The organism is Neisseria sp. P0019.S002 (assembly GCF_051957155.1).
In the GTDB taxonomy this organism is placed as follows: domain Bacteria; phylum Pseudomonadota; class Gammaproteobacteria; order Burkholderiales; family Neisseriaceae; genus Neisseria; species Neisseria perflava.
The window spans coordinates 391303-409497 of sequence record NZ_JBQCWS010000002.1; the positions used below are offsets into that span (position 1 = coordinate 391303).

Annotated in this window: 13 protein-coding genes; 2 read left to right on the top strand and 11 right to left on the bottom strand. The window is 49.9% G+C overall.

Annotation, left to right across the window (positions count from 1 at the left end; translation table 11 throughout):
* Positions 1–24: 24 nt before the first annotated feature.
* The 4 genes from argC to ACTHTY_RS05245 all read right to left on the bottom strand — a co-directional run bounded on the left by argC (position 25) and on the right by ACTHTY_RS05245 (position 8132).
* Positions 25–1071 (bottom strand): N-acetyl-gamma-glutamyl-phosphate reductase, encoded by a 1047-nt coding sequence (gene argC, locus ACTHTY_RS05230; protein WP_440366661.1) that lies wholly within the window; start codon positions 1069–1071, stop codon positions 25–27.
* A 383-nt stretch (positions 1072–1454) separates the two neighbouring features.
* On the bottom strand, positions 1455–3158 hold the full coding sequence (locus ACTHTY_RS05235) for an ABC transporter ATP-binding protein/permease (RefSeq protein ID WP_440366662.1): 1704 nt from the start codon (positions 3156–3158) through the stop codon (positions 1455–1457).
* Between the two features lie 131 nt (positions 3159–3289).
* Positions 3290–5497: a TonB-dependent siderophore receptor gene (locus tag ACTHTY_RS05240; protein WP_440366663.1), complete on the bottom strand. Its 2208-nt coding sequence runs from the start codon at positions 5495–5497 to the stop codon at positions 3290–3292.
* A 430-nt stretch (positions 5498–5927) separates the two neighbouring features.
* Complete coding sequence (locus tag ACTHTY_RS05245; RefSeq protein WP_440366664.1) at positions 5928–8132, bottom strand: TonB-dependent siderophore receptor; 2205 nt, start codon at positions 8130–8132, stop codon at positions 5928–5930.
* A gap of 321 nt (positions 8133–8453) precedes the next feature.
* On the opposite strand from ACTHTY_RS05245, the gene serB reads away from it, so the two are divergent.
* The gene (gene serB / locus ACTHTY_RS05250) at positions 8454–9284 is read left to right on the top strand and encodes a phosphoserine phosphatase SerB (RefSeq protein WP_440366665.1); all 831 of its coding nucleotides are present in this window, start codon (positions 8454–8456) and stop codon (positions 9282–9284) included.
* Positions 9285–9355: 71 nt separating this feature from the next.
* Here the strand turns inward: serB and lpxH are convergent, their stop codons facing one another.
* The 6 genes from lpxH to rpsT form a co-directional block, all read right to left on the bottom strand.
* On the bottom strand, positions 9356–10066 hold the full coding sequence (gene lpxH, locus ACTHTY_RS05255; protein WP_440366692.1) for a UDP-2,3-diacylglucosamine diphosphatase: 711 nt from the start codon (positions 10064–10066) through the stop codon (positions 9356–9358).
* Between the two features lie 153 nt (positions 10067–10219).
* On the bottom strand, positions 10220–11605 hold the full coding sequence (locus ACTHTY_RS05260) for a PIG-L deacetylase family protein (RefSeq protein ID WP_440366666.1): 1386 nt from the start codon (positions 11603–11605) through the stop codon (positions 10220–10222).
* Positions 11606–11844: 239 nt separating this feature from the next.
* Entirely contained in the window at positions 11845–13653 is a 1809-nt protein-coding gene (aspS, locus tag ACTHTY_RS05265) for an aspartate--tRNA ligase (protein WP_440366667.1), read from the bottom strand.
* A 63-nt stretch (positions 13654–13716) separates the two neighbouring features.
* Positions 13717–14418 carry a DUF502 domain-containing protein gene (locus ACTHTY_RS05270; protein WP_440366668.1) on the bottom strand — a complete coding sequence of 234 codons (702 nt, stop codon included), beginning with the start codon at positions 14416–14418 and terminating at the stop codon, positions 13717–13719.
* 152 nt (positions 14419–14570) lie between these two features.
* The gene (locus ACTHTY_RS05275; RefSeq protein WP_440366669.1) at positions 14571–15710 is read right to left on the bottom strand and encodes a phospholipase A; all 1140 of its coding nucleotides are present in this window, start codon (positions 15708–15710) and stop codon (positions 14571–14573) included.
* A 168-nt stretch (positions 15711–15878) separates the two neighbouring features.
* Positions 15879–16142 carry a 30S ribosomal protein S20 gene (rpsT, locus tag ACTHTY_RS05280; protein WP_002212556.1) on the bottom strand — a complete coding sequence of 88 codons (264 nt, stop codon included), beginning with the start codon at positions 16140–16142 and terminating at the stop codon, positions 15879–15881.
* A 308-nt stretch (positions 16143–16450) separates the two neighbouring features.
* Between rpsT and ACTHTY_RS05285 the strand changes: the two genes are divergently transcribed.
* Complete coding sequence (locus ACTHTY_RS05285; RefSeq protein WP_070625056.1) at positions 16451–17593, top strand: extracellular solute-binding protein; 1143 nt, start codon at positions 16451–16453, stop codon at positions 17591–17593.
* Positions 17594–17668: 75 nt separating this feature from the next.
* On the opposite strand, the gene ACTHTY_RS05290 is transcribed toward ACTHTY_RS05285, so the two are convergent.
* Positions 17669–18100 carry an EamA family transporter gene (locus ACTHTY_RS05290; protein WP_003680126.1) on the bottom strand — a complete coding sequence of 144 codons (432 nt, stop codon included), beginning with the start codon at positions 18098–18100 and terminating at the stop codon, positions 17669–17671.
* Between the last annotated feature and the right edge of the window lie 95 nt (positions 18101–18195).

The following is an 18195-nucleotide window of genomic DNA, read 5'->3' on the forward strand; positions in this document are numbered from 1 at the left end:
CCTTGTGTTTTTAATAAGGATGGCTTAAGGCATCAATGGTGCATTAGTCAGGCCGGTGGTTTCGGGTAGGCCGAACATGATGTTCATATTCTGCACGGCTTGACCGGCTGCGCCTTTAACCAAGTTGTCGATGATGGAAAGAACAATCCACACATCATTTTGATCGGGCGCTCTTTGAACGCTGATACGGCAGAGGTTGGCGCCGCGCACGCTGTGGGTTTCAGGTGTCGAACCTGAAGGCAGGATATCGACAAAAGGACTCTCGCTGTAGTATTTGCGCAGCAAGGCTTCAGGATCGGTATGTTCTTGCAGGTGCAGATACAGGGTGGCGTGCATACCGCGTATCATTGGAACAAGGTGTGGCACGAAAATCAGGCCGTCTGAAACATGGTCTTGCAGTCCGGACAGGGTTTGTCGGATTTCAGGCAAATGGCGGTGGCCGCCGACGCCGTAGGCTTTGAAGTTGTCGCCTGCTTCGCACAATAGGGCGTGGGTGCTGGCTTTGCGGCCTGCACCGGAAACACCGGATTTACAGTCGGCAATCAGCGGCGCATTGGCTTTCAGACGGCCTGCTTGAAGCAGCGGCAATAAGGGCAGGGAAACGCAGGTAGGGTAGCAGCCCGGATTAGCCACCAGCATGGCTTTGGCGATGTCGTCTTTGTAAAGTTCGCACAAACCGTACACTGCTTGGGAAACGAGTTGCGGCGCTGTATGGGTCATTTTGTACCATTGTTCCCATGTGGGGATGTCGAGGATGCGGAAGTCGGCAGACAGGTCAATCACGCGTACGCCTTTTTCGATAAGTGATGGTGCTTCTTTCATGGCTACGCCGTTGGGCGTGGCAAAGAACACGAGGTCGCAATGGTCAAATCCGGCATCTTCGGGCGTTTGGAATGCAAGGTCGTAAATGCCGCGCAGGCTGGGGAAGTAGTCGGCAACCGCAATACCGGCTTCGCTTCGGCTGGTAACAGCGGTAACTTCTGCGTTGGGGTGGCCGCTGAGCAGGCGCAACAATTCGACGCCTGTGTATCCGGTTGCACCGACGATACCAATTTTAATTTTTGTGGTCATGGTGTGGCTCCTTTGTAGGGGTAACAATGCGTTTGATTATATAGTAATTAATTGCCGTCGGTCAGCGGTGCTTGTGCCAAGCTTTGCAATAGAGGGTTAAACAGGCCGTCTGAAATATGGGATTAACGATATTGGAGAGAGGATTTCAGACGGCCTGAGCGTTTGGAAAACGCAGTTTGTGGTTCGATTTGTCTGTTGATTTGTGGTGGGTGTTTCGTCTTTATCCTATCCATACGAACACAAAATAAAAATGTAAAAAAATGCCCCCGGGTTGGAGAACCGGAGGCAAGTATCCAAGGAGTAGCTCTCATCAATAAGAACTAGTTACTTGGTACTATATCCCTTGTTAGGATTGAAAGCAAGCGTTTTGCACATTTTAACATTTAAATAATTTTTTCATTCAAATTCAGGGAACTATCAAACAGGGCTTGAATTTTGGGTTGATGGCTGATGCCGATGACCAAAGTATCGGGCAAATGTCGCTTGAGGGTCTGCATCAACATCAGGGCGGATTCGTCATCGAGCTGGTTGGTGGCTTCATCTAGGAACAGGATTTGCGGTTTGTGCAGCAGTGCGCGTGCAAGGCTGAGGCGTTGTTGTTCGCCGCCGGAGAGGATGCCGTGCCATTCGTATGAAGTGTCCAAATCGTTCATCAACGTGTGCAGCCTACCCGTGGGGCTGCTTAAGCCGACTTGTTCCAAAACGGTTTGAATCAAATGGTCGTCTTGGCAGGCTGAATAAGGGTAGCTGACGGTTTGACGCAGGGTATCGGTAGGCAGGTAAGGGCGTTGCGGGAAGAACAGGCGGCTGCCTTCAAGGGAAAAACTGCCGTGATAATACGGCCATAAACCGGCAAGCACGCGAAGCAGCGTGGATTTTCCGATGCCGCTTTTGCCTTCGAGCAATAGCCATTCAGGGGCATGGGCTTCAAGGCTGATGCCGGAGAGCAGGGGGGTGCCGGTTTGGGTGTGGATGGTAAGGTTTTGCAGGACTGCCTTGCCGCGATGATGCGGTAAATCTGTTTGGTGTGACTGAAGGGAGGGGCTTTTTTGCTCTGCTTGTTCCAAGGCCGTCTGAAAACCGGAAAGCCGTTCGATGACTGCCGCCCATTCAATCAGGCGGCGGTATGCGTCAGTAAACCAGCCGAAACTGTCTTGAACGCGGGCAAACGATGTGCGCGTCTGCATCATGTCGCCGAAGGTCATGGTTTTGGTGAGGTACATGGGCAGGGTGGCGAGGATGGGGATGAAGATGCTGATGCGCACATAGGTCGCCCAGAAGGTTTCTTGGCGGAATTCGCAGTTGGTCAGCCGTCGCCAGTTGTCGCGGATGCGTAGATAACGCTGTTTCAGACGGCCTGTTTCGGCTTCGCCGCCGTTGTAGAAGGCGATTTGTTCGGCATGGTCGCGTACACGTAAAAGGGCTGCGCGGTAGTCGGCTTCGCGGTGCTGGCGGTCGATATTGAGGTTTTTCAGTTTGCGGCCGACAAGGTGGGCGATGACGGTGCTGAAGATGGAATAAATCAGTGCAACCCAAACAAGATAGCCGTAAACGGTAATGCTGTATCCGCCGATGTTGAAAGTCTGTACGCCGGAGAGCGTCCACAGTACGGCGACAAACGCGCTGAATTTGGCAATATTATTGATGAAGGAGCGAAAGAGGCTGATGCTTTTGTCGGCGAGGAGGTAGATGTCTTCGGCGATACGTTGGTCGGGGTTGTCCGGTTCGCCTGTCAGGCGCAGACGGTAGTGTTTGTGGCCTTCGAGCCAGTTTTTTTGAAATTGCTCGGTCAGATGGGTGCGCCAACGGAAGATGAGGCGTTTTTGCAGCCAGTCGGCACAAACGATACAGCCGATAACCATCGCCATATAGCCGAGGTATTCGACAATGAGCGAAGGCATGGATGCGCCGTCAAATGCAGCCAGTGCGTCGTAGAAGCGTTTGTCCCATGCGGCAATCCAAACACTGATGGTAATAGAGAATAGGGTGAACCCTATCAAAACGGTGAGCATCAGCCATTGGAGGCGACTGTGTGCCCCTGACCAAAAAGGGCGGGCAAGGTAAAAGAATTTTTTGAGTGTTTTCATAATGCTTGTGAATGCATGCGAATGGCCGTCTGAAAGTGAAATTGTACTTTCAGACGGCCTTTTTATCAGCAATAGTTGGTTTTTATATGCTTTTGAAGAGTGGGGGTAATCCACTCTCGGTTTGCCGCTACTTACATCTTCCACTTCAGGCTGAACACGGCATTGCGCGGTTCGCCGTAGAAGTTGCCACTGTTTAAGCCGCGGCTGTATTGGTTTTCGTAGTAGCGTTTGTCGGTCAGGTTGTTGACCGCCAGCCCCAGTTGCAGGTTTTTGCTCGGGCGGTATTGGACGTTGGTGTTCCAAATGGTGTAGCCGCCTTGCTTGAGTGAGCCGGAAGAATTAGCGGTTTTGCTGCTGCTCTTCAAGCCAAGACCGACTGTCCATTTGCCGTCATCCACCGGCAGGATATAGCTGGTGTAGAGGCGGAACATATGCTTCGGCGTATGGCTGCTGAAGTTGTAGCCTTTTTGGCGCGATTCAACATTGCCGGTAACGCTGCTGCGGTTGGTGCTGCGGTTGAAGGTGTAGCCTGCGTAAACTTGCCAACGGTCGGTCAGGCTGCCGGAGATTTCGGCGTCCAAGCCGCGGCTGCTTTGGTCGAGCGGTTCCCAGTAGGCGTGCGGTTTGGCATTGACGCGTTGATTGTTGTTGTCTTTGTCGGTGCGGTAGAGGGCGACCGAGGTGTTTAAACGGCCTTCGTTCCATTCGCCTTTCCAGCCGAGTTCGTAGTTGCGTCCCATAATCGGCGGCAGCAGGTTATCGTTGTAGTCGCGGTTCATTGTTTGTTTAAAGATGGACGTATAGGTGGCGTAAATACTTTGTTTAGGCGTGATATCGTAAGTGATGCCGGCATAAGGAACGAAGCGGTTGCGTTTGAGCGAGTCTGATGAACCTGCTACCCCGTCTTTGAGGTCGCGATCCCAATAGTAGTCGCGTTTCCAGCTGGTATAGCGTCCGCCTGCGATGATGTGCAGTTTGTCGGTAGGATTGATGCGCGCGCCCAGACCGAAGGCATGGGTAGTATAACGGCCGTCGCCGCCACGGGCTTTGGCTGTGGCAGAATCCCAATCGGGTTTGGCTTTCTCGCTGCCGTTAAAGGCATCTGCGTCATAGGTGCTGCTGTCGTTGAGCCAGCGGTTGCTTGAGTTCACGTTCTCTTTGGAATAGCTGTGCATGAAGAAGAGGTCGTGATTTTGGCCGAAAGCGAAGATGCGGCCGGTCAGGTTGTTTTGGAAAGTGAACTGGCGGTTGCCTGCATCGTAACGGTCGAAGCTGTATGTGGTCCCCAGGCCGTCTGTACCGATGCCGTTACCTGTGCCGCCCAGCGTGTAATATTCTTTTGAACTGGTGTTCTTGCGCCAGTCCAGTTTGCTGTTCAGTTTCCAGTTGTCGTTGAAATAATGTTCAAATTCGGTAAAAAGATTGTATTTTTTCAGGCGGGCTTCGTTCCAATCCGCACCAAGGTAGCGGCTGCGTTTCCACTCTTTGCCGTCTGCACGCATAGGCAGGCCGTCCGGATCGGGCGTTTCGGTTTGGTTGAGATAGCTTGCACCCCAAGTAAGTTTGCTGTTGTCGCCGATGTCTTTGTCCATTACGCCATACAGAAGGATGTCGCGGCCGCCGGATTGGTCTTTGAAGGTTTTGTTGCTGCCTACCGAGCCGACAAAGCGTCCGCGCAGGCCGTGCTCTTGGCTTAAGGTATCGGATGCATCAAAGACGCTGTTTATTTTGCCCCATGAGTTTGCCATCAAATCGGCGGAAAGCTGGCGTTTTGCAGTCGGCTTTTTGCGGACGGCGTTTACCGTGCCGCCGGGTTCGTTGTTTGCCTGTGTCAAACCTGCCGCACCGCGTACCACTTCAATGTGGTCGTACATTGCCATATCGGTTGCACTGGTCGGGTCGCCGGCCGGGCCGCCTAAGCCGAATCCGCCGGGAGAGCCGAGTTGCGTGGCAATGCCGTCTTCTTCAAACTGTTCGATAAAATAGCCGCGCGACATGAAATGCGTGCGTCCGCCGCTTTTGAAAACATTGATGCCCGTAGCGTTTTGCAAGGCACCTTCTAAGTCGGTAATGCCTTGGTCTTCAATTTGTTTTTTAGTAATGACGCTGACAGATTGGGGGATTTCCCGCGGAGAGAGGACCAGCCCCGTGGTTGAGCGCAGGGCGGATACTGTGTAGCTGTTTTGACTTTCAGTGCGCAAGCTTTTGTTTTTGCCGACAACGGTAACTTGTTCCACTTCAGCCTGCCGTACCTCTTTGGCAGCTTGTGCGGCTTGGGGCAATGCGGCAAGGCAGAGAGCAAGTGTGCTCAGTTTGAATAGTTTTTTAGAATGATGCATTTGATGAGGTCCTTGATAAAGAAAGATCTGTTTGTTTTTAAATATTGGCGGCAATATCTGTTTAAATTGAGCGGTTATTTTTTATAATCCGTTTTGTTTTAAAAATTAAATTTAAATCTCCGAATCATTTTATTTGATTCAATTTCGATTTTGCCAAACCATCGGGTCAAAAAAAGGTTGCCGCCGGAAAGGGAGCCGTTGGCAACGAATGGAGATGGTAATGCAATGAAAGCTAGATACAAAGGGTAGTATCAAACTAGCTATAAATAACTATATCGAAACGGTGAAAAAAATCAACAGGAATTTTTTTCGGTTGAGAAAATTTTTTAGACTGTTTGCTTTATATCAAGATTTAAAAAAAGGTTTGATTGGAAAAGGCCGTCTGAAAACGGAAAGAATCGGTTTCAGACGGCCTTTGAATCAAGTGGGATTAGAACTTGTAATCGACTTTGAACATGACGTTGCGCGGTTGGCCGTAAATATTGTTAATGCCCATTGTGCGAATACGGTGGTTTTCATAGTAGCGGCGGTTGCCCAAATTGCTGCCGATCAAACTGAGGTTGAGATTTTTGGTCGGTGTGTAATGAACATCGGCATTCCAAAGCAGGTAGCCGCCTTGGCCTACATTCCACAAACTGTTGGTTTTGCTTTGTACGGTCATGCCGCCGCCGATGGTCCATTTACGGTCGGTAAAGGGGAGGCGGTAGCTGGTGTACAGGCGGAACATATGTTTGGGCGTATGTTTGCTGAAGTTTGTGCCGATGGGGTAACGCGCCCCTTCACTTTCTTTATATTTGCTCATATTGAAAGCGTAGTTTGCCGATATTTTCCAATCTTCGGTGAGGTCGCCGGAGAGTTCGGCTTCAAAGCCGCGGCTTTGAACTTTGCCAATGGCCTGATATGCCCATTCGCCCATAGCGTTGCGTTTATCTAAATCATACGGACGGTTTTTTTGAATGATTTGGTAGAGGGCAAACGAGCTGTTGAGCCTGCCGTTGCCGAACCAGTCGGATTTGAAGCCGATTTCGGTATTGGTACCGGTAATCGGGTTCAGGAGGTTGTTGTCCATATCGCGGTTGGTCTGCGGTTTTTTGATTTGGGTGTAGTTGGCATAGATGCTGTGGTTTTTGTCGACATCGAATGTAATGCCCAAGTAAGGGACAAGGCTGGATTTTCGGTATTCGGACAGTTTGCCTGTTTTGCGGTTGTCGAAGTCGTATGCCCAGTGTGTATAACGCAATGCGCCCAAAATGTGGAGTTTGTTCCAAGGGGTAAAGAGAACGCCTGTCGATACGGCATGGTTGGTGATAGTACGTTCGGTATCGGTATAGTTGGCGTTGCCGCTTGTCCAATCGGTGCGCGCCACGCTCTTCCAGTCGTAATCGAAAATATTGTATTCGTTAGAGGTACGGGCTTTCCATAGGTTGTAGGAGCTGTTGTTTTCCCGTGAATAAGTGTAGTTGGCAAATGCCTGCTGTTCGTTGCCTAAGGCTTGGAATTTGCCGGATACGCCGGTTTGGAAAGCAAATTGTTTGCCGGTATTGTCGTATTTTTGGATGTTGTCGGTTGCACCGGTAAAGATGCCGTTCTGTCCGATGCCGGCGAACCTGCCGCCTGTATTGGCTGCGGTGGCGAAGTTTTGGGCGGATGAAGAACGGTTGTAGTTGAGCTTGCTGCTCCATTTCCAATTGTCGTTGATTTGATGGTCGAATTCGGCAAAGACATTGCGTTTGTACCAGCGAATTTGATTCCATTCCGCGCCCAGATAGGTATCTCTCGGAAGGTTAAGGTCAAAGCCATTGCCCATCGGTACGCCGTAAAAATCGGGTGTTTCTTCGGTGCGTTGGTACAGGCCGCCAAGTGTGGCTTTGCTGTTCTCGCCTATATCGGCCTCTAAAATCCCGTACAGCATTTGACCTTTGGTTGGGTTTTTGTCTTGGAAAGTTTTATTGCGTGTCAGGCTGGAAACCAAACGGCCGCGGACGCTGTGACTGCTGTTTAAACTGCCCGATACGTCGCCGATCAGGCCTGCTGCGCCGAAACGGTCGGCCATAAAACTTAAGGTTGCCTGCGTATTGGCGGTCGGACGTTTGCGTACGGCATTGATTGTGCCGCCGGGTTCGCTGTTGGATTGGGTCAGGCCGGTCGGGCCGCGGACAACTTCGATATGGTCGTAGATGGCCAAATTGCTCATGCTTTGAGGGTCGTTGTACGGGTTGCCGGACGAACCTGCAACGGTAGTGGATAAGCCGTCTTCTTCAATTTGATCGATGTAAAAGCCGCGCGACTGATAACGCCAACGGCCGGAATCGGGAATCACGTTGATGCCGGTTGTGGTTTTTAAGGCTTGTTCCATATTGGTCATGCCTTGGTTATCCAGCTGCGTTTTGGTAATTACGCTTACCGACTGCGGCGTTTCTTTCGGAGACAAGGCAAGCCCGGTGGTGGTACGCATGGCTGAAGTTGTGTAGGAGTCGCGGTTTTCGGTGCGGGTGGAACGGTTTTTGCCGGTTACGTTGACGGTTTGCAGCTCGGCAGTTTGTTCGGGCCGGGGTGTTGCCGTGTTTTCTGCTAAGGCTGCATAAGGCAGAGTGGCAATAATGAGTGCTAATGTTTTAAGGGTTGGGGCGTTCATGAACGTCTTTCTATAATTGAAATTTAATTGAACTAAAATAAGAATAATTATATTTTACGATAATTTTGTTGTTTTGTAATTTAAGAACAAGATTTTGAGGGTTTTTAGCGGATTTATGTTGTTTTTATGGTTTTTGAAGGTGTTTTTGAAATTAAACTAGCTAAGGGAATCAAGCGACAGGCCGTCTGAAAATTTTCGGGGTTGTTCGGCTATAATGCTGTTTTGGTTTTTTAAGGCTTTTGCAAAAATACGGTTTCGGGGTTTTAGGCTGAATGTGTACCCGATATGTTTGCAAAGGTTTTGGGGCATGAGGAGAATGAGATGAAGAAAGTTTTGGTGTTGCAACATGGGGATTTGGGCGCTTGCGACTGGTCGGCATTTGGCGGTTTGGTGTCTGCACCATTAGGAAAGTCGGTATTGCGTCTGCCGGTTGATGATGATTTTGAATTGACGGACGAGATGCGGGCTGCGTTGATTGCGCAGCAGATAGATGGCGCGGTGTTACCGGATGTGGCTTTTGCTGATTTGGGACTGATTGTCAGCGATATGGATTCGACGCTGATTACGATTGAGTGCGTGGATGAGATTGCGGCCGGTGTTGGGCTGAAGGATGAGGTGGCTGCAATTACGGAGCAGTCGATGCGTGGCGAGCTGGACTTTGAGCAGTCTTTGCGTAAGCGTGTGGCTTTGCTGTCCGGTTTGGACGAACGCGTGTTGGAAGAGGTGTACGAGAATGTGTTGCAGCTCTCGCCGGGCGCGGAATTTTTGTTGGAAGAGTGCAAACGGAATGATGTGAAGTTTATGCTGGTGTCAGGCGGATTTACGTTCTTTACGGAACGTCTGCAACGGCGTTTGGGCTTGGATTTCCATTTTGCGAATGTGTTGGAAGTGGAAAACGGCAAGCTGACAGGCCGTCTGAAAGGGCGGATTATCGATGCGCAGGCTAAGGCGGATTTGTTGCGCGAATACCGTAAGCGTCTGGCTTTGGTTCCGTGGCAGGTGGTGGCGATGGGTGATGGTGCGAATGATATTCCAATGATACGGGAAGCTGGATTCGGCATTGCCTATCGGGCAAAACCGAAAACTGAAGCGAATGCGGATGCGTGTGTGCGCTTTGGTGGTTTGGAGCGGATACGCGGTTGGTTTGCGTAAACTGTTTGAGGATGTTTGTCAGTCAGGCCGTCTGAACAATCGGGAAACCGGTTTTCAGACGGCCTGATGTTTTATAAGGCGATAAAACGGTAGCCTTCGGCATCGACTTCGAGAATGGAGGCGTAATTGTCGCGCCAGTCTCCGAGTACGATGCGGGTGTAATCGGCATTGCGGTGGATATTTTCGCGGTGGGTATGGCCGTGGATGAGCAGGGGCGTGTGGAAGCGTTGGACGGTTTCGTGGGTAAAGGTTGGATTGACGTCCATGATGTCGGCGGTTTTGTGTTGTTTGTCCTGTTTGCTCTGCTTACGGATTTTGGTGGCGATGTTCAGTCGGAGTGTGAGTGGCAGGAGCAGGAACAGGCGTTGCAGCCATTTTTGATGGACGGTACGGCGGAATTTTTGATAAGAATGGTCGTCGGTGCAGAGAGTGTCGCCGTGACAGAGCAGGGTGGGTGTGCCGAACAGGTCGATAACGGCGTACTCGGGTAGTAAGGTCATGCCGGTGTCGCGGGCAAAGGTTTTGCCGATGAGGAAGTCGCGGTTGCCGTGGATAAAATAGCAGGCAATGCCGCGCTCGGTCAGGCTGCGGATGGTTTGTTTGATGGTTTGAACCAAAGGGCTGTTTTCGTCATCGCCGATCCAAAAATCGAAAAGGTCGCCAAGAATGTATACGGCTTGGGCATGAATGGCTTTTTCTTGCATAAATTTCTGGAAGAGTGCGGTCAGTTGAGGATGGGATTCGCTCAGGTGTAAATCGGCGATGAAGTAAATCGGCATGATGATGTGGGACGTGTGGGAAGGGTTTTATTATAACTTGGGTTGTCGCGTTTGGATTTGGGCTTGGTGTTTTTCGTTTGTAATGCGGTGATTTTATTGTTTTGATTTGGTGTGATAAAGGCCGTCTGAAATATTTTTTCAGACGGCCTTTGTGGTTTATTGGGTTTTGCCCTGATAGGTAATTTGTTTCAGCGTATCTTCTTGGTACAAGTCACTGATGGGGACGGTATAGAAGAATTCGTTGCTGCGGACAAAACGGTTGACCAAGTCTTTGTCGAGATGAAGGATGTGGTGCCGCAGTTTGTTTAGGCCTTTGAATATCATGGTACTCCAACGCATATAGCCGTCTGAATTAGGACGGATGTCGTTCATGGCATCAAGGGCGAGGAGTTTGCGGTTTTGTTCCTCTTTATCCAAAGGATGGGAATAGATGCTTTGGAAGTAAAATGGTTGCTCGAAGGATGGTGGCAGGCTGAGGGAAGAGCCTACTTTGCCGATAGGGAAGTCGTCGCTCAGATAATGTATGGTGTGCAAAAACAGATTGCCGCGACGGTAATCGATTTTACGCAGGGCTTCAATGGCGGCCAGCGCAGTATGTTGGTGGTCGGGATGCGCATCAATATTGGGAGACGGCGTCACGATAATATCCGGCTGGAACGTTTCTATCAGATAGCTGAGATTGTCCACTAAGCTGGTCCAAGTCGAGCCGGGCTTGAGGTGTTTCGCCAATGAGGAGGTATTGGCACGACGGAAAATATCGACGTCGGTCGTATCGATTTTGGTCGATTTAATCTCTTTTTCCGGATTTTGGCGCATGGCGGTCAATGTGCTGTCGAAGTAGCCCAGTTGTAGGATGTTTTCAGACGGCACGCCGGCCAAAAGGGGAACGGTCAAGCTGTTCCAAACGCGCATCCGGCCTTTTTGCAGATATTGGGCCTGAGTGTCGCAGTCGCACGTGCTATAAAGGTTGCCATAGTGGAAGCTGCCGCCTTCGCTGGCGGTTAAGGTGCAGATCATTGAATTGGCCGCGTGTTTTTCGTACAAACCGTATGCGCTGAGTTCGGCATCGTCGGCATGAGGCGCGAGGACAAGGATTCTTTTCCCATCTAGGTTTTCACGCGGATAAACAGAGAGTTCGATTTCTTGATCGGACAAGGTTAGGTATTTGCCTTCCAAGCGGATGGTTTTGTCGCTGTCGGAGAAGGTGTCGCTCAGATTGATATAGCGCACGCCTTTTGCGCCGTATTCGAAATATTGCTTCCATTTGCCCTTAGATGAAATGGTTTCAACAAAAGGCAATACCAGCAATCCTGCCCAAGTGGATTTGATACGGATTTTGGCAATAACGGTATCTTGCCCGCTGATAGTGGCAGGTAAAGTCAGGCTGCCACCCTTGAGGGTAGCATGCGCGGTAGAGGGGAGGGAGGGATAGTTATAGTCTTGGTGTGTGTTATAGGCAAACTGTTTTTTGTGAATAATTGAAGTAATAATAAACAACAAAATAAAAAAAGTCAGTATCAGCCCCGTCAGTATCAGAAACATTGTTGGGTTCCTTTATTGTTGTAACAGTCATGATAGTGCTTGTGGAGCTTATTTGTTTGTTTTTCTTACAAACGGTTGTTTTTTATACTCTAACGTCATTAAAGTGAACGTTTAAAATAAAACAGTTTGCGGGTTGATTATATATAAACGATCAAAATGTAGAAAGGCCGTCTGAAAAGTTTGAAAGAAATTTCAAAAATTTCAGACGGCCTTGATATTTTAAAGGTTAAGCCGATAAATTATGCTTCTTTTGTTTCAACTGCTTTCTGACGCAGACGCAGGCTCAATTCGCGAAGTTGTTTGTCGTCGACCACATTAGGTGCATTGGTCAGCAGACATTGTGCACGTTGTGTTTTCGGGAAGGCAATCACGTCGCGGATAGATTCTGCACCGGTCATCAGGGTAACCAGACGGTCGAGGCCGAATGCAAGGCCGCCGTGAGGAGGCGCACCGAATTTCAGGTTGTCCAAGAGGAAGCCGAATTTCTCTTGTTGCTCTTCAGGGCTGATTTTCAGCGCGGCAAACACTTTCTCTTGTACGTCTGCACGGTGGATACGGATAGAGCCGCCGCCGATTTCCCAGCCGTTCAATACCATGTCGTAGGCACGGGCCAGGCAGTTTGCAGGGTCGGAAACCATCAGGTCTTCATGACCTTCTTTAGGCGCGGTGAACGGATGGTGTACGGCAACGTAGCGGTCGGCTTCTTCGTCGTATTCGAACATTGGGAAATCGACAACCCACAAAGGTTTCCATTCGTCTACGAAGTAGCCGTTGTCTTTGCCGTGTTCCAAGCCGACTTTGATACGCAATGCGCCGATGGCTTCGTTCACAACTTTGGTTTTGTCTGCACCGAAGAAGATGATGTCGCCGTTTTGTGCGCCGGTACGCTCGATGATTTCTTTCAGGGCGTTTTCGGACAGGAATTTCACGATTGGAGATTGCAGGCCGCTGTCTTCGCCGTTGGAGAGGTTGCTGATATCGTTTACTTTGATGTATGCCAGACCTTTCGCGCCGTAGATGCCGACAAATTTAGTGTATTCGTCGATTTCTTTGCGGCTGAATTTCGCACCGTTAGGCACGCGCAGAGCGACTACGCGGCCGCCTTTCATGTCGGCTGCGCCACGGAAAACTTTAAATTCTTCCGTTTTCATCAGGTCGGTCAACTCGGTAAATTTCAAGTTGATGCGCATATCCGGTTTGTCAGAGCCGTAGTAGAACATGGCTTCAGAGTAAGGCATGCGTGGGAAATCGCCCAAATCTACGTTCAAAGCATCTTTGAAGACTTGTTTGGCCATGCCTTCAGTGATGTCCATGATTTCATCCTCGTCCAAGAACGAGGTTTCCAAGTCGATTTGAGTGAATTCAGGTTGGCGGTCGGCACGCAAGTCTTCGTCACGGAAACATTTGGTGATTTGGTAGTAACGGTCGAAACCGGCAACCATCAGCAATTGTTTGAACAATTGTGGAGATTGCGGCAGAGCGAAGAATTCGCCCGGATGAACGCGGCTCGGCACGAGGTAGTCGCGTGCGCCTTCCGGAGTGGAGCGGGTCAGCATCGGTGTTTCGATGTCGATGAAGCCTTGTGCGTCCAAGTAGCGGCGAACCCCCATGGCCACTTGGTAACGCAGACGCAGGTTGCGTTGCATGGCAGGACGGCGCAAGTCGATAACGCGGTTGGTCAGGCGAACGTTTTCGCTGATGTTTTCATCGTCAATTTGGAACGGAGGCGTAGCGGCAGCGTTCAAAACTTCGATTTCTTTGGCAAGGATTTCGATTTTTCCGGAAATCATTTTGTCGTTGGTCGTGCCTTCGGGACGGTTGCGTACGCGGCCGGTAATGCTCAAAACGTATTCGTTGCGGGAAGAGTCGGCAGCGGCAAATGCTTCCGGAGTATCAGGGTCGATAACGACTTGAACGATGCCTTCGCGGTCGCGCAGGTCGATAAAAATCACACCGCCGTGGTCGCGTCGGCGGTGTACCCAGCCTTTGACGGTAACGGTTTGGTCTAAGTATTGCTCGCTGATAAGGCCGCAATAGTTGGTACGCATAAAATCACCTTTTTATATTGTTCAATTTGAAAAGAAGGAAAGGCCGTCTGAAAAAAGAAGACCTTAATTGTTATGTTCGGTATCACCGTCTTCAGACGGCTTTTGGGTGGGTAGGGCTTTAACCGGTAAGTCGTCCGGCATGACCATGCCCAGCGAAATCACATATTTCAATGCCTGATCCACACTCATGTCCAGCTCGCAAACGTCGCTTTTTTTAACCATGATGTAATAGCCGCCGGTCGGGTTGGGCGTGGTTGGGACGTAAACGGAAATATAGTCGTCATCTTGCGGTAGGCTGCCTTTGAGTTTGGCGGGGATATGGCCGGAAACAAAGGCTATCGTCCAAATGCCCGGTTGTGGAAAGGGAACCAGTACGGGGGTTTTGAACGAGCGGCTGCTGTCGGAGAGCAGGGATTCGGAAACTTTTTTAACGCTGGAGTAGATGGATTTGACGACGGGAATGCGTCCCAAAAGGCTGTCCCACGCGCCGAGAATCCGTCTGCCCAATACGTTGGCGGCGAATACGCCGGTAACGAATAAGACGACTGTGGCGGCAACAATGCCCAAGCCGGGTATGTTGAACCCCCAGAAATGCTGGGGCTGCCAGCTTTCCGGTAATAGGTTGATCAGTTTGTCGGCGGCGGAGATGATATAGCTCATCGCCCAGATGGTTACAGCAATCGGCAACCAAACCAGCACGCCTGTAATTAGGTATTTCTTTAAAGCCTTGGCGATTTTTCCGCTTTCGGCTGCGGCTTCTGTCATCTTTGTTTCATTCCGGCAAGTTTTGCCCAAACTTTGCATTATACGCGTTTGGACGCTAGGAAACGAGTATTTTAAACGAATGGCTTGTTTTGTTTTATTGTTTCAGACGGCCGCTTTGATTGCAAAGGCCGTCTGAAATAATATGGGGTCATTTAGATGCCGTCCCAGTCGTTGAACATCAGGCCGAAGCCGATGCCGTTTTGTTTGTGGTTGTAGTCAATCAGACTTTCGCCGTAGCCGTGGAAGCCGCGGACAACGCCTTTGAGTTTGCCTTTGATGGGGAAAGTATAGGCCGCTTCAACGGCACCGCGTCCGCTTTTCGGGTTGTAACGCAGGACGGAATAAACATTTTGCTTATCGTTGAAACGGTATTGGACTTTTAAGTCGCCGTAGCCCATGTATTTGTTGATGTCCGGATTGTCATCGTCATCCCCTTTTTGGTCGAAGGCACGCATCCAAACTCTAGGAATAACGGTCAGCTTGCCCCATTCCATACCGGCCATGGCGTAAACGCGGTTCCATGAGCGTGATTCGGGGCGGCTTTGACCGTTGGATTGGTGAACAAAACCTGCGCCAACCATGCGCAGTTTGCCGCCGAAAGGCAGGTCTGCTTTAACGGGTTGGGTAATGAAGATTTCAGGCTCGTAGTCGGTATTGCGGAACGGAGCGGATTTGCGGCCTTGGTTAAAGATTTGCCAGTCGGATTTTTGGGTGTAGCCAAACCATACGTCGGCACGGGTCTTGAATAAATCTTCGGCAATCTTGCTTTTGAAGGAAACCTGCATTTTGGTTTCGAGGCGTTTTTGCTCGCTGAATTTTTCCTGTGTGGTTACGCCGCGACTGGGGGATTCCGGGTGGTAGTTGGGGCTGCTGTTGTACCAAACGGGCATGAGGTACATAGGGTTGTGCTCGCGTACGCTCAACAGGCCGCGAGTGTCGTTTTTATCCAAATCGTACATCAGGCTTAAAGGCGTGTAGCTGTCGGCAGTTTCGCTTAATACGTCGTCTGAAATATTCGGATGGGTAGGGTTGTCGAATACGATGGCCGCTTCTTTTTTCTCAATGCTCTTGCGCACGCTTTGTTCGAGGTCAACCGGTGTTTTGGTGCTTTCGGTTTGCGCTTGCGGCAGTGGGGATTGAGGGGGGAGTTGCGCCGAGTAGATGTTGTCGTAACACGCCAAACGGGTGGCGTTGTCTTGAATGGTGGTGCAGTGTAGGGCGGTATCGGCGGCGGCCAGCGGGGCTGCGGCAATGAATCCGATACTTAGGGAATGTTTCAACATCTTGTTCATGAGAGTTTCCGTTGTTTTTCAGACGGCCTGATGAAAGGGTAAATGGTTTTATTTAGTTGGTTTGGACTGTGAATACGGCAATGCCCCTGAAAGGCAAGACCTCAGGGGCATCGTATCAGCTCGATTATCCTGTTTTGATTGTCAGGATTCCCGGCATCTGCGTCAGTATTAAGCCAAAGCTTTTACTTTAGCAGACAGACGGCTTTTATGACGGGCTGCTTTGTTTTTGTGGAATACGCCTTTGTCAGCGATACGGTCGATAACTTTAACGGATTCTTGGTAAACTGCTTGAGCAGCAGCTTTGTCGCCGGCTTCAACTGCTTTCAACACTTTTTTCACAGCGGTACGGAATGCAGTACGCAGGCTGGCGTTGTGGGCGCGTTGTTTAACCGACTGGCGGGCACGTTTGCGGGCTTGTGCGCTGTTTGCCATATTGAATATCTCCTGAAAAATAAATTCTGTAAACGCGCAATTTTAAAGACAGATTTCCTTATATGCAAGCTTTTTCTCTATAAACGCGCGCAAATCAGCCGTATTTTGCCCAAAAACGACAGCTGGTGCAACGCTTTTGGGAAAAAGATGGTGTTGCTTTGCCTTATTTCAATAAAAATCAGATGGATATTGCTTTGCGTTTGCTTACGTTTCCATTACAATAGCCTAACTCTGCGCCGGGGTATTTATGGGGTGCAGGGTTTCTTATTTATTGACATTAACCACTCTTTCATCAGGAATCTGCCCGTATGAAAAAATCTGTATTAGCCGTATTGGCCGCATTGTCTTTGGCCGCGTGCGGCGGTGGCGAGAAAAAAGCCGAGCAACCTCAAGCAGGCAGCGCGCCTGCTGCCAATGCCGAGGCAGCCGCTACCGATACTTTGAATATCTACAACTGGTCAAACTACGTTGACGAAAGTACAGTCGAAGACTTCAAAAAAGCCAACAATTTGAAGCTGACTTACGATTTGTATGAAAACAACGAAACGCTGGAAGCCAAAATGCTGACCGGCAAATCCGGCTATGACTTGGTTGTGCCCGGTATTGCCTTCCTGCCGCGCCAAATTGAGGCGGGTGCATACCAAAAAATCAATAAGGATCTGATTCCGAACTATAAAAACATCGACCCTGAATTGCTGAAGATGTTGGAAACCGCCGACCCGGGCAATCAATACGCCGTCCCATACTTCTCAGGTGTGAATACGATTGCGATTACGGCGAAGGGCAAGGAGCTTTTGGGCGGAAAATTGCCTGAAAACGGCTGGGATTTGCTGTTCAAACCCGAATACACCAACAAGCTGAAATCTTGCGGCATCGCTTTGTGGGATACCCCGAGCGAAATGTTCCCAATCTTGTTGAACTACTTGGGTAAAGATCCTAAAGGCTCGAATCCTGAAGATTTGAAAGCGGCGGCGGAAGTTTTGAAAACCATCCGTCCTGATGTAAAACGTTTCAGCCCTTCCATCATTGACGAACTGGCGCGCGGCGACATCTGCTTGGCGGCAGGTAACGGCGGCGACTTGAACTTGGCCAAAGCACGTTCCGAAGAAGTGAAAAACAACGTCGGCATCGAAGTGTTGACGCCAAAAGGCATGGGCTTCTGGATTGAATCTTGGCTGATTCCGGCCGATGCGAAAAACATCGTCAATGCCCACAAATACATCAACTACACACTTGATCCCGAAGTGGCTGCGAAAAACGGTATTGCCGTAACCTTCGCACCGGCCAGCAAACCTGCACGCGAAAAAATGCCTGCCGAGCTGGTGAATACACGTTCTATTTTCCCGAACGAGCAAGACATGAAAGACGGTTTCGTCATGCCTCAAATGAGCGCAGATGCGAAAAAACTGTCTGTCAACTTGTGGCAAAAAATCAAAGTCGGTTCAAATTAATTGTGAGCTGATTGTTTGAAACAAAGCAAAGGCCGTCTGAAATTTTTCAGACGGCCTTTTTTGATGTCCCAATCTTTATCGTTTCAAAGCCAAAGTCAATACGCCTGCCGTTACCAAGCCTAAGCCTATCCACTCCTGCGTGCTTGGGCGTTCATCTAAGAAAACGACGGCCATCAGGGCGACCAAGACCAGGCTGAATTTGTCGACGGGTGCGACTTGCGAGGCGTTGCCCAGTTGCAGGGCTTTGAAGTAGGCAAGCCAAGATGCGCCGGTAGCAAGGCCGGATAGGATGAGGAATGTCCAGTTGCGGCCGGTAAAGCCGTTCACGCCCTGCCATTTGCCGGTATAGGTTAAAAACAATACCAAAGCGGCGAGGATGACCAAGGTGCGGATAAATGTGGCGAAATCTGAATCTATGCCCTGTAAACCCATTTTGGCGAAAATGGCGGTCAATGAGGCGAAGCCTGCCGATGCTAATGCCCAAAACAGCCATGCGTTGCTGCTCATGTTTTTTCCTTTTGTTTTGAATTGTTGACAATATGAATCCGCTTGTTGATGAAATATCGAAATTTTCACTGCGGTTTATTCTTGGAAAACGTTAT